The 12742-nt window shown below is 45.6% G+C and carries 9 protein-coding genes; 6 read left to right on the plus strand and 3 right to left on the minus strand.

All coding sequences use genetic code 11. The features are described 5' to 3' along the window. The first annotated feature begins 186 nt into the window (after nt 1-186). The 3 genes from K1Y79_RS01540 to K1Y79_RS01550 all read left to right on the plus strand — a co-directional run bounded on the left by K1Y79_RS01540 (nt 187) and on the right by K1Y79_RS01550 (nt 6873). Complete coding sequence (locus tag K1Y79_RS01540; protein WP_220248236.1) at nt 187-3390, plus strand: SusC/RagA family TonB-linked outer membrane protein; 3204 nt, start codon at nt 187-189, stop codon at nt 3388-3390. A 42-nt stretch (nt 3391-3432) separates the two neighbouring features. Next, a complete protein-coding gene (locus K1Y79_RS01545; RefSeq protein ID WP_220248237.1) occupies nt 3433-4962 on the plus strand; it encodes a SusD/RagB family nutrient-binding outer membrane lipoprotein in 1530 nt (509 codons plus the stop codon). Nucleotides 4963-5031: 69 nt separating this feature from the next. Next, nucleotides 5032-6873 carry an alkaline phosphatase gene (locus K1Y79_RS01550; protein ID WP_220248238.1) on the plus strand — a complete coding sequence of 614 codons (1842 nt, stop codon included), beginning with the start codon at nt 5032-5034 and terminating at the stop codon, nt 6871-6873. Between the two features lie 267 nt (nt 6874-7140). Here the strand turns inward: K1Y79_RS01550 and K1Y79_RS01555 are convergent, their stop codons facing one another. Next, nucleotides 7141-7911, minus strand: coding sequence for a pseudouridylate synthase (locus K1Y79_RS01555; RefSeq protein ID WP_220248239.1), 771 nt, complete (start codon nt 7909-7911; stop codon nt 7141-7143). Nucleotides 7912-8094: 183 nt separating this feature from the next. On the opposite strand from K1Y79_RS01555, the gene K1Y79_RS01560 reads away from it, so the two are divergent. Together K1Y79_RS01560 and K1Y79_RS01565 are read left to right on the plus strand one after the other, a co-directional pair. Beyond that, on the plus strand, nt 8095-8709 hold the full coding sequence (locus K1Y79_RS01560) for a hypothetical protein (protein WP_220248240.1): 615 nt from the start codon (nt 8095-8097) through the stop codon (nt 8707-8709). A 90-nt stretch (nt 8710-8799) separates the two neighbouring features. Continuing rightward, nucleotides 8800-9666 carry a DUF808 domain-containing protein gene (locus K1Y79_RS01565; RefSeq protein ID WP_220248241.1) on the plus strand — a complete coding sequence of 289 codons (867 nt, stop codon included), beginning with the start codon at nt 8800-8802 and terminating at the stop codon, nt 9664-9666. Between the two features lie 211 nt (nt 9667-9877). Here the strand turns inward: K1Y79_RS01565 and K1Y79_RS01570 are convergent, their stop codons facing one another. Together K1Y79_RS01570 and K1Y79_RS01575 are read right to left on the minus strand one after the other, a co-directional pair. Further along, nucleotides 9878-10396, minus strand: coding sequence for a GNAT family N-acetyltransferase (locus tag K1Y79_RS01570; RefSeq protein WP_220248242.1), 519 nt, complete (start codon nt 10394-10396; stop codon nt 9878-9880). Continuing rightward, nucleotides 10393-11280: a DMT family transporter gene (locus K1Y79_RS01575; protein ID WP_220248243.1), complete on the minus strand. Its 888-nt coding sequence runs from the start codon at nt 11278-11280 to the stop codon at nt 10393-10395. Before K1Y79_RS01575 ends, K1Y79_RS01570 begins: the two co-directional genes overlap by 4 nt. Before the next feature lie 75 nt (nt 11281-11355). Between K1Y79_RS01575 and K1Y79_RS01580 the strand changes: the two genes are divergently transcribed. Further along, a complete protein-coding gene (locus K1Y79_RS01580; protein ID WP_220248244.1) occupies nt 11356-12234 on the plus strand; it encodes a LysR family transcriptional regulator in 879 nt (292 codons plus the stop codon). Nucleotides 12235-12742: the final 508 nt, after the last annotated feature.

The raw sequence follows: 12742 nt of genomic DNA on the forward strand, positions 1-12742 counted from the left end.
TAAAATGCTATCATCTTTTCGTAAAAATGTATTTGCTTTTGAACTTCCGGGGCTTATGGAGAAAAGCAGGCCTGACAACTGGTGTACGAAGGATACACGTTATTTATACCATTCATCCATAGATAACGTAAAGGAAACATAGGCTTAACATTCATGAAAATATATTTGCGCTTTAAATCAGCCGATATGCGTAGAATTATTTCATTAATTGCATTGTTCTTTGCAATGTGTTCTCTTGGCATGCAGACTGCATTGGCACAGGTAAAGGTAATTACAGGTACAGTGACGGATCAGCATGGAGAGAAGATCCCGGGGGTAAGCATCAGTCATAAGACTGGCCCGGGCAAACCAACTACCACGAATGGGGAGGGTAAATTTACAATTGAAGCATCCGATGGACAGGTACTCTTATTCCGTTACATTGGCTACAAAACATTTGAATGGACAGTAACAGGCAACAACCCTGTCATTAAATTAGGCAGTTCAGAGAAGGAACTGAACGAAGTGGTGGTAACTGCGCTTGGCATTACAAGGGAAGCTAAGTCTATTGGTTTCTCTGTACAGAAGGTAGATGGTAAACTATTGCAGGAATCGCACGAGACGAACCTGCTTAACACACTGAATGGCCGTGTTGCGGGTGTACAGATCACCAGTGCTTCCGGTAACATCGGGGCATCGTCCAATATACAGATCAGGGGGCAGAACTTCGTGAGTGGCTATAACTACAACAACTCGCCGCTGTTTGTGGTAGATGGTGTTCCTATCAGTAATAATAATGAACAGTCTACAAGAGCATTCACTGGTCGTCAGGACTTCAACAACCCTAACTTCACTGCGAATGAAGGTGAAGTAGACTATGGTAACGCTGCTGCTGAGATCAACCCGAACGATATTGATAAAATCACTGTGCTGAAAGGACCGAATGCGGCGGCGCTTTATGGTTCCAGGGCTGCCAATGGTGTGGTGCTGATCACCACAAAATCTGGTAAAGGCACGAAGGGACTGGGTGTAAGTATCAATTCACAGGCGAGTTTTGAATCTCCGCTGAAGCTTCCTGACTACCAGTATGTGTATGGTCAGGGCCGTGATGGTCAGTACAGCTATAGAGATGGTATGGGCGGTGGCGTCAACGACAACATCCTCGAAAACTGGGGCCCGGCAATGAATGGTCAGCTGATACCTCAGTTTGACTCACCGATCGATCCTGGTACAGGCGCACGCATTGCAACGCCATTTGTTGCACAGCCTAATCAGCTGAAAGACTTCTTCCAGACTGGCCAGACCTATACTAACAACGTAGCATTACAGGGCAGTAATGATAAGCTGAACTTCCGCTTTTCCTATAGCAACCTGAATCAGAAAGGTATTGTTGAAAATACCGACATGAAGCGTAATGCCATCAGTTTGAACTCTGGATATGCTATTGACAAAAAGTTAAGAGTGGATGTTAACTTTAACTATGTCAACTCGGGTAGTGATAACAGGGCCAGTTACGGTGCTAAGAATGATGATGCTATCATGAGAATATTCCTGTTCATGCCACGTAACGTTAGTGTGAACAGTCTGCGTGACTACTGGAAATCCGGTACAGGCAACCAGGTACAGAACACGCCTATCTATAACCCGAATGGTGCAAGACTGAATAACCCGTTCTTTGTAGCACATGAGAATCTGAATGGTAACAATCGTGACAGGGTGTATGGTAATGTGAAGTTCACTTATGATATCCTTGACAATCTTAAACTGACAGTAAGATCCGGACGTGATTTCTATAATGACAAACGTACAATGCGTCATGCGATGTCGTCTGCACAGTATGTAAATGGTTACTACCAGGAAGATGATGTATACTTCCTTGAGACCAACCATGACTTCCTCTTATCATATGACAAACAGTTCAGCAACGACATCTCTTTCAGTGCTTCTGCCGGCGGTAACCTGCTGACGCAGAAATCAAAGCGACTAGGTGCTATTGCCAGTCAGCTGGCGATACCGAACGTCTACAATCTGACGAATAACGCGGTGCCAATCATGGCGGGTAATATCTATCAGGAGAAAAGAATCAACTCCCTGTACGGTACTGCCCAGATTGGCTATAAGAATACCGTGTTCCTGGATCTGACAGGTAGGAATGACTGGTCAAGTGCACTGCCTAAGAAGAACAATTCATACTTCTATCCATCTGCTTCCTTAAGCGTGGTAGCATCGGAGCTGTTCAAGCTGGAGTCTGACGCACTGAACTTCCTGAAACTGAGAACCAGTTTCTCTTCTGTACGCAGGGACCTGGAGCCATACCAGACAATGGCTAACTTCCAGGTATCTCAGGGTTGGGGTGGTAACACTGTGGCTGTTCACAACAATAACTATCCTAATTCGGATATTCGTCCGGAGAAGGTTGTCTCTTATGAATTTGGTTTTGATACCCGTTTATTAGATAACAGGATCAACCTTGACTTCACTTACTACAAGAGTACAACGACAGATCTGATCATACCGGTTACGCTGAATCCATCAGCCGGTTATGACACTAAACTGATGAACGTGGGTAAGATGACCAACCATGGTTTTGAGGTAATGTTGGGCGTTACACCTATCCGCACTAAACATTTCAACTGGGAAGTGGTGGGTAACTTTGGCCTGAACCGCAACAAGGTATTGTCAATGTCTGAAGACAACGGCATCTCCCGTATCCGTCAGCTGGAGCGTTGGGCATCACTGGAAATGCGTACAGAGAACACCAAAGGGGATGGTTCCTTTGGATCCCTTTACGGAGATTACCTGATTTATAGAAGCGGCGCATTGACACATAGAAACGGTCTGCCACAGGAAGAGAATGGCGACTGGGGTTACCTGGGTAATGTAAGACCTGATTATACAATGGGTATTACCAATAACCTGCGTTACAAACAATTCTCACTGAGCGCACTGCTGAGCATCCAGAAAGGCGGCGTAGTACACTCCCGTACCTATATTGATGGTATTAATGCCGGTAGTCTGAAAGAATCACTGGTAAACAGGGATGCGAATGGCGCGGGTAATATGATTGGAGAAGGCGTTGACATCGACCGTAATGCACCAAACAATACTGAGGTAACTGTGCGTAACTACTGGAGAGCATTTTATAATAATGATGCGATTGCTACTTTCGACGCTTCTTATGTAAAACTGAGAGAGCTGAAACTGAGCTATGCGCTGGCACCATCGCTGCTGGAAAAGATCGCTGTTAAAACTGCGAGCGTATCATTTGTAGGACGTAACCTGTTTTTATGGTCTGACGTTCCTAACATCGATCCGGAAGTATCCGCTTATGACGGACAGTTCCAGGGTGTAGAAGCAATGTCCCTCCCTTCTCTGAGAAGCCTGGGTGTATCGCTTAATGTTACTTTCTAACAACATTTCATCAGGGTATTGCCTATTTAAAAAAGAGTCTACATGAAGAAGATATTAATCATAGCGGGCCTGTCATTTTCTATGATGACATCCTGCAGCAAGTTTGAAGAAATCAACGTCAATCCTAATAATCCGGCGACGGTACCAGCAGAAATGCTGCTGCCACCGTTAATCAGTTCTGCTGCTGGCTCAGTATCCGGTAGTGGTAACAGAGCAGGACAGTTTGTACAGCACCTGGCATGGCTGGGAGGTACCAGTGAGGAAGATGGCCGTTACAACCTGACCGGCGCTTCCTTCCGTGAGGAATGGAATGGTCCGATGCGCCTGATAAAAGATGTGAATCAGCTGAAGCAGATTGCGCAGCAGTCATCACAGACGCAGTACGAAGCGATCGGACATATCATGAAAGTGTACATTTTGTCACTGATGAGCGACGCCTTTGGTGATATTCCTTACAATGAGGCCGGGATGGGAAATGTGCAGGGCTATGAATTTGCGCATTATCAGTCACAGCAGGAAGTATATCAGCTGATGCTGGCAGATCTTGAAACAGCGAACCAGTTACTGAAAGCGCTGCCACCCGCAGCTACTATCAACAGGGATATCCTGTTCAATGGTGACGCTACCCTGTGGCGTAAATTTGCCAACAGCCTGAAGATCCGTATCCTGATGAGACAATCAGCGAAGGTGAACGTAGCCGAGCAGGTAGCAGCCATTTTTAACAATCCGGCAGAGTATCCGGTATTCACCAAAGCAAGCGAGCAGGCGGCACTGGTATATAACAACTCCATCGACTTCTACTACTGGTTTATCAGAAACCTGCCAGCAGACGGTAGCGGCGTAGACTTCGGCGCAAACAGCAGAGTAAGTGACGTAATGGTCGATATGCTGAAGGCGAAAAACGATCCGCGTCTGTACATTTACGCAGCGCCTACCAGGAACTCCTTCCTGGCAAACAGGGTTAATCCGGCTACGCCATTGGAGTATCGTGGACAAAGAGCTGGTCTGAGCACCGCAGAGCAGGTAGCGCAGGACGCCAGTACAGGACTGAATAAAGACGACTATTCAGTAATCGGCCGTCGCTTCAGAGCAGAGAACCGTGCCTTCCTCATGACCTATGCAGAACTGTTGTTATTAAAAGCAGAAGCGATTCATCGCAATATGGGTGTATCCGGCGACGCGGCAACAGTATTCCAGGAAGCTATCAGGGCTTCTTTTGATAAATGGCCTGCCGGCGCGGGCAATATCGCATCTGCTCCATTTATCAGTGCAGAGCAGCAGACGGCCTATTTCAACCAGCCTTCTACTATCCTGCATCCATCTACCGCTATCCAGCAGATCGCTGAGCAACTGTGGATTGACTCATACCTGAATGGTTTTGAAGGCTGGGCAGGTTGGAGAAGACTGGGCTACCCGGTACTTAAAGCAGGACCTTCCGTACTGGCACCTATCCCTGTACGTTATGTATACTCGGACAATGAGCAGAACAACCCGAATCTCGTGGAGTGGATCAACCAGACAATGGATGGTAAGATGCCTACCCATGACACGAAGGTATGGTTCCAGCCATAAATGCAATACCCTCCGGCAGTATCAATATATTGCCGGAGGGTTATTTTCTGTCAATAAACGATTAAACCGATGAATAAGCGTATCAATACAGTGCTGATGGCCTCCGTGCTGATGGCAGCCACCGCGTCACAACGCGCCACAGCCCAGCAGTACCATGTAAACAGCAATGCACACTCGCACAATGACTACCTTCAACAGCAGCCTTTCTATCTGGCGCATGCCCACCACTTCTATTCCATAGAAATGGATCTGTTCATGAAGGGAGATCAGTTGCTTGTAGCCCATACACCAGAAGAAATAACAGCTAACCGCACCATAGAGGCCCTTTACATTGAACCTTTACTGCGGGAGATCCGTATGAATGGCGGTAAGCCATATGCCAACGGGGATAAATTGCAATTCCTGATAGACCTGAAAAATGGTAGCGATACTGCCCTGAGGTTACTGGAGAAAAAGCTGAAACCGATCCGCCAGCACTTTGATGTAGCAGCTAATCCGAATGCAGTTAGACTGGTGATCAGCGGAGATATGCCAGCCCCGGCTCGTTTTGCTGACTTTGACCCGATCTTCTTCTTTGACGGCCGGGCAGGCGTTAACTATACCAAAGCACAACTGGAGCGTATTGCATTTGTAAGCGCGCCATTCCAGCGATATACAGTATGGAACGGCCTGGGACGGATAGTAGAGCAGGAATACCAACAGGTAAAGCACTTTGTGGACTCGGTACATACTGCAGGCAAACAGGTACGTTTCTGGGGAGCGCCTGATACCAAAACAACCTGGCAGGCCTTCATCAAACTGGGCGTAGACTATCTCAATACAGATATGCCCGGAGATATGGCCAGATTCCTCAACACATATCCGGACAATACCTATACCGCTCCGGAGAAACACATCCCTTATAAGCCTTCTTATAAAACAGACGTTTCAGGCAAAAAGCCTAAAAACGTGATCCTGCTGATCAGTGATGGAGCCGGCTTCTCCCAGCTATGGGCAGCAGCTACCGCTAATGGCGGACACCTGAATGCTACTGCATTCAGACATATTGGTTTTTCCAAAACCAACCCTGCAGATGACTACAATACTGACTCTGCCGCCGGTGCTACCGCAATGGGCACCGGACAAAAGACCAGAAACCGATATATTGGCATGGACACCCTTGGCATGCCTATCCTCAACGTGGTAGACAAACTGGCCGTAAAAGGCATAAAAAGTGGTATTGTGAGCAATGACCGGGTAACTGGTGCAACGCCCTCCTCCTTCTATGCACACCAGGTAGAGCGGAACGATGCAGATAAAATTGCCAATGACCTCCTGAAAAGTCAGGTAACCTTACTGGTAGGCGGCAAACAAACCACCTTTGATGCAAATGACGGTCAGCTGAACAAGGCCCTGAAACAGCAAGGCTTCAATATACAGGAAGGCATCGGTACAGCTGCATTCAGCGGCAAAAGACTTTTGTGTTTCGACCATGACAAGCCAGCCGAAAACTTCCGTCTGATTGAAAATGCCTTTGATAAAAGTATCTCATACCTGCAGGAACAAAGTAAAGGTAAAGGCTTCTTCCTCATGATGGAAGGCGCTAAAATTGACGGAGGCGGGCATGGCAACAAGATTAAACAATGTATCGATGAATACCTCAGCTTTGACAAAGTGATCGGAAAAGCTATGGAATTTGCAGATAAAGATGGAGAGACGCTGGTACTTGTCACTTCAGACCATGAAACCGGCGGCCTGATATTATACGACGGCAACTATCAAACAGGCATGGTAACCGGAACATTTACTACGACCGACCATACCGGATTGCCAGTACCCTTGCTGGGATATGGACCCGGAGCAGAGCAGTTTGCCGGGTTTGTACCGAATAACGAGATAGCAGTAAAGATAGTAGAGATGTTGGTGAAGTAAAACTCGGCAAAAAGCCGGAGGTAACTAGCATGCCTCCGGCTTTTTGCGTTTTGTTAGTCGTGGTTCCCATCCATTTCCAGTGACACAATCTAATGCATTAGCATGTCACGATCGTCGAAATCAATGGTGAAAAATGGGAGTTTTAGCGGATACTACATAATTGCAAGGAGCAATCTTAACAAAGAATATCTGATGTAACCGGCTAACTTTTCAAATTGCAGTAACTGTCAGCCATGCTCGAACTAACGATCTGACAGGAATGATCCTTTAAGACAGCATATGTGCGAGAATGGGAGCGCATTTCTCCCGGCAGGGCTGATAGAAGCGGCCATGCTTCCAGGTAGCTGACTTAGGAGACAGCCCCCACCAGAACTCAGTCATTGCCAGCGGCTGCATACCATGGAGATAGGCATATTGTAATAACTTTGGGGCGGCGCACTCCCCTGCCCCCGCCGGCGGTTGCCTGTAACCTGCAGCATTGAACAGCTCCAGCAGACTTTTGGAAACGCCTGCACTATTTAAAAAGTGATAATGGGAGAACAATTGTTGCTGCAATGCAAGAGAATGCTGTTTACGGTAAAGCTTCAGTTGTTGTATTCTGTATTTATCCGGATGGACTGCCAGGGATTCCAGGTCATTTATTTCCTGGTTAATCGCCGTCAGCTCACGCATACCAGCATTCAGGAAACTCCCGTCCTGCAAACCGTCAAAAACGGGCGGCACGAACGAGGGGTAGTGATTGCCTCCACCTATTTTACCGGAAAATGCCCATAAATAACCGGTGTGATCATCCTTTGTACGGACAACCAATACCCCGAACATCTTACCAATCACCTTTTCTATATCCCCGGACAAACCGAAATTATGGTTCCATTCGGGCTGTCCCTGCAGATAGGTTTGTAACTCCGCTACTGCCAGCAGGCAAAGTGGGTGCGTACCGTTATCGGGAGAGAATACCAGTCCACGGGACAGGTTTTCCGCATCTGCCGATGCATCAAAATGAGAAAATACTGAGGAAATTGACACTGGTCTGCTCACTGCGCCCTGCTCTAAAGTTGTAAAGGGCGCAAAGTTCTGCTAATTTTACCAGGTTATGAATTTTTTTACCAACTATTAACAAGTGAACCTCTGCGTGATAAGTCATCGGGAAGGAATGATAACCGGTTTCTTAGTTACAATTAAATTTTCTAGTTTCACGCCTCAATTCATTAAAAACGTACAATGTCCCGGCTAACAACCCTGATGGCTTCCCTGTTGCTGTTCTGCTTTATAACAGCTTCAGCACAAACTACTTTTGATTCACCAACCCCTGCATTTACACAGAAAGATACGAGCTACTGGATATACAACTTCCGGCAGTTCCGCGATGCTGTGTATCAACATGATATTGCAAAAGCCAGGGTATATATTGACTTTCCCATCCTGGATGAAAGCAATGAGATCTGGTTCCTGGCCTATGGAGCTAACGAAAAGGCGCTGGAGAAACTGCCGGATGAAGCCAAACCTTTCACGGAAAAAGATTTCAGGCAATACTTCAGCCGGCTGTTTCCTCCATATTTCATTAAGACACTGCTGAAAGTAAAAACAGACGAGCTTTTAAAGCGGAGTGAATATGAAACGGTATCCTTAGTAGACAGTACGGAATCCACCAGTTATATCATGTATGTGAATTGGGATAAGGCTGAGAACTCCTTAGTACTCAATCTGGCCGCCACAGGCATACCTGGTGGTAGTGAAGGAGAAGATGAGCAGACGATGGAATTTAACATCATTTACCTGTTTGACGTTACGGCTAAAGGCCATCTCAAACTTAAAGCAATAAAGATGGCCGGATAACTCCGGTTGACGGGAGTATATTCCGTATAGGCGCTTTTGTAATATTTCGATTTCAATCTATAATTTGCGAACAATTAACGAACTAATTTTATGGCATCAGGCTTCTTTGCTATTCTGGATGATATAGCTGCTTTAATGGATGATGTATCGGTCACGGCCAAGATAGCAACAAGAAAAACAGCGGGCATTCTAGGAGACGATCTTGCGGTGAATGCAGAAAAGGCGACCGGATTCCTTTCTTCAAGAGAGCTTCCGGTATTATGGGCAATCACGAAGGGGTCGCTTATCAACAAGGTAATCATAGTACCTATCGCCCTACTGCTAAACTTCTTTTTCCCGATAGCAATTAAATATATCCTGATACTAGGCGGATTTTACCTCGCATATGAAGGCGTAGAAAAGATTGTTGAATTTCTATTCCACCGCTCTGCGCCTAGTCATGGTGAGCCAGCTCCTATTCTGCAAAATGATCCAGAAGCAGAGAAAGCGAAGATCAAATCTGCAGTATTAACCGACTTTATCCTTTCAGTAGAGATTGTAATTATTGCCCTGGAAACTGTGCGGAGTGAAAGTCTGACAATACAGATCTTCTCTGTTTCCATCGTAGCCCTGCTGGCAACTATAGGCGTATACGGTATTGTGGCGCTGATTGTAAGGATGGATGATGCAGGCTACAAACTGATCAAGCGTTCTGATAACAAAGGCTTCCTTTCTGCCCTGGGTGGATTACTGGTAAAGTCGCTGCCTGTTATTATCAGGATTCTGGGTGTTGTAGGTACCATCGCACTGATACTGGTTTCGGGGGGCATCTTTGTCCATAATATTGAATATTTACACCATTTACTGCCAACAGTACCAGGTATGATCAAAGAGATGGCAATCGGACTGGTAGCAGGCCTGTTTATGGTGCTGGTGATTACTGGTGGAAAAAAGATCGTTTCGCTGGTAAAGCGATAGGACTATATACGAAGGATCCGCAGGAGGTTGGTCTCATGCTATCTGGTTGGATCAGCCTGGTGTAGATCCTTCGTTATACTTTGAAAGCAATAAGTGATATTGACGGTCCTTATGAGACAGATCCTGTTAATCCTATTCTCATACGTGTCAATAACGACGGTGAAAAATAGCAGACTATCCAATGCGCTATCCAAAACGGATGTGCAGTTGTTTAAGCTAATATTTGTTGCATCATAATATCTGTCTGATCAGACTTACCTATCGTAAAAACGTGTGTTCCGAAGGGAACGAATCCCACTTTTCTGTAAAAAGCCAATGCCCGTTGATTCTCTTCCCATACACCCAGCCATATGCGCCGATAACCAGCCTGCCGGGCATAGTTGATACCAGTATCCATAAGTAGCTGACCAACAGCCTTGCCGTAATAGGCAGCGCTGACGTAGATACGTTCAATTTCCAGGGCATCAGCGCCCTGAGGCTCCGTCTGTGCATCTCCTGTATTCAGCTTGGTATACCCTATCACTGTATCTGCGTCAAAAGCGAGAAAGAATACAGAACCGGGACAGTTCAATTCCTCCAGGATCTTTTCTTCGTAGAAATTCTTACTTATATAATCCTGTATACCCTCCGTGGTATTGAAGGCAGCAAAAGCCTCTATGAATGTAGCAGCGCCAATCTTCACAATTGCGGCGGCATCTTCAGCGGATGCCTGTCTGATTCGGATATTCATATGTTTGCTTGTTTAACAGTTAATTTCCGGCCCGGAAAATTGTATTCTGAAATGAACATGGCCAGGATGATTAATCCGCCGCCAATGAACGTATTCACCGTAAGATGCTCGTTCAGCAGGTATACACCTGCAACAGCAGCAAATATAGGCTCGAAAAGGTAGGCTATGGCCACCCCTTCGTCACCGATATACCGTTGTGCAGTATTAGATACAGCATACATAAAAGCCGTTGCCGGTAAAGCAATAAACAGTATACCCCACCAGAAATCGGCATGCAGGGGTATCCAGACTGATTGAGTATCAAAGATAGCCATAACCGCAGAGCCGACGGCACAACAGGTCATCATGGTAATTACAGATGGAATTACTTTTTCAGCCGTAGCGTACTTCCCAACATAAATAATGTAAAATGAGAAGGCTACGGCACCTGCAATGGCCCATATATCACCGGACCTCAGCGTAAACCCGTCCTGCACTGCCACCATATACAGTCCTACCAGAGCAACAATGCAGGCGAACCAAATCTTCGGGGATACCTGTTTACGGTATAAAGTCATCTTCAGGATGGGTATTAACAGCGTTGCCAGGCCCGAAAGGAAGGCAGCATTGGAAACGGAGGTGTGCTTGATGGCCATTGTCTGCAGACTGGTACCGGCCATTAATGCAGCGCCGGTAATCATCCCTGCTTTCCATACAGCACAATCAATCTGTTTCAGTTGTCTGAAGAAGATGATTGACAATACAAGGGCGGCAATGGCGAATTTATAGAATAGCAAAACGGACTGAGAGGTATATTGGACAGTCATTTTCACCAGACTAAAAGAGATTCCCCAAAAGCTGGTGCCGAGAATTACGAGCAACAGATATACATATTTCCGATTCATCCCGCGAAATTAGTCTGCCAATTATCCCGAAACAATGCTATATTCGGCACAAATGATGCAGGTTTTGCATAAATCATGACTACAGAACAGATCAGATACTTTATAGCATTGGCCCGCGAGCTGCATTTTATGAAATCAGCACAGAAGGTCAATCTTACCCAGTCTGCCTTCAGCCGCCAGATACAGAACCTGGAAAACGAGCTACAGGTAAGGCTGTTTGACAGGGATAACCGCAATGTATCGCTGACAGACGCCGGCAGATTTCTGTATGATAAATGGTTACCCCTGTTGGATACATTAGAGGCAACCCAGCTATATGCGCAACAGCTGGAACGTGGAGAACAAGGCGTGGTAAGGATATCTCATCCGCCCTCTATCAGCGGTACTACTATCCCGGAAGTGGTACGTAAGATATCATCACTTTATCCGAAGCTGAAAATAGAGCTGACGCAATTTGTCTACGGTGAAGAAGCAGAGGGCTTAAAGAACTACAGACTGGATATTGCCTATACAAGGGACCAGCTAAGAGAAGATGCTATTGACTCCCGCTATATAAGTACTGAGCCATTTGCCTTTGTCGTATCAGAAAAAAGCAATATCAATACACATGAAGATCTGACACCAGAAATATTGAACAGGCAGAAGTTTATTATGCCACCATTGATGCCACAGAGTTCGTATGACATGTCAATGAAGTCCATTATTGACAAGTATGCAATACAGCCAGGCGTGTTAATAGAATCACACTTTGGATCTGCAATACTGGCACTGATAGAAAAAGGATACGGTATTTCCATCATGCCTATCTCTTATGAAGCCTCCCAGGTAAAAGGTGTCAGATTTATACCTGTTGCATTCAATGCGGAGCTCTATATCAACTGGAGAAAGAATGAAAACAGTCCGGTAGTAGAACGTATCATCCGGTTACTTGCAGAAGATAACGGCAGCATGTGAAACGGGTAGACGGTGTCAGTCAGGGTAAAAAGTTATAGTGAGAAGCTCCAATTTCTAGGCTGTTTGCCTGATTTATTTCAGGTAACATAAGATCGAAGCAAATTAATCCGGTTAAGTGATCAGGCAACTAAAAATTACAAGAATGGTTAAATTACAGGATGAAAAAAGCCGGGCAGAAAACCAAGAAATCGACGAAACTTTTTACTGTCTTAACCTGGCGCGGTAAGCAAATAAATTAAAGATGTCTAGTCTTTTTTTCTGCACATAATGTTTTGATTTGTGTGCATTTAGTCTTTAACTTTGCTCTCACAAATCAATTCTGTTACCCTTAAAAAAAAACACCAACAACACTGGTTATGTTACGCCCCAGCATTATTCACTACTGTAACGGAGTGCCGTTACTGTTGACCTTGACTTTTTCTACAGACCCGGAGCACCTCAAAATACCTCAAAAATAACGCCCTGGAAATGCATTAAAGGCAAAGTCCCGAACATACTTAATTTTTAA

The sequence above is a fragment of the Chitinophaga rhizophila genome (assembly GCF_019492185.1).
In the GTDB taxonomy this organism is placed as follows: Bacteria; Bacteroidota; Bacteroidia; order Chitinophagales; family Chitinophagaceae; genus Chitinophaga; species Chitinophaga rhizophila.

Excerpts from the sequence above, each read along its gene's own strand:
- K1Y79_RS01575 (WP_220248243.1), bottom strand. The coding sequence starts at position 11,280 with ATGAATCGGAAATATGTATATCTGTTGCTCGTAATTCTCGGCACCAGC.
- K1Y79_RS01545 (WP_220248237.1), top strand. The coding sequence starts at position 3,433 with ATGAAGAAGATATTAATCATAGCGGGCCTGTCATTTTCTATGATGACA.
- K1Y79_RS01565 (WP_220248241.1), top strand. The coding sequence starts at position 8,800 with ATGGCATCAGGCTTCTTTGCTATTCTGGATGATATAGCTGCTTTAATG.
- K1Y79_RS01560 (WP_220248240.1), top strand. The coding sequence starts at position 8,095 with ATGTCCCGGCTAACAACCCTGATGGCTTCCCTGTTGCTGTTCTGCTTT.
- K1Y79_RS01570 (WP_220248242.1), bottom strand. The coding sequence starts at position 10,396 with ATGAATATCCGAATCAGACAGGCATCCGCTGAAGATGCCGCCGCAATT.
- K1Y79_RS01540 (WP_220248236.1), top strand. The coding sequence starts at position 187 with ATGCGTAGAATTATTTCATTAATTGCATTGTTCTTTGCAATGTGTTCT.
- K1Y79_RS01580 (WP_220248244.1), top strand. The coding sequence starts at position 11,356 with ATGACTACAGAACAGATCAGATACTTTATAGCATTGGCCCGCGAGCTG.
- K1Y79_RS01550 (WP_220248238.1), top strand. The coding sequence starts at position 5,032 with ATGAATAAGCGTATCAATACAGTGCTGATGGCCTCCGTGCTGATGGCA.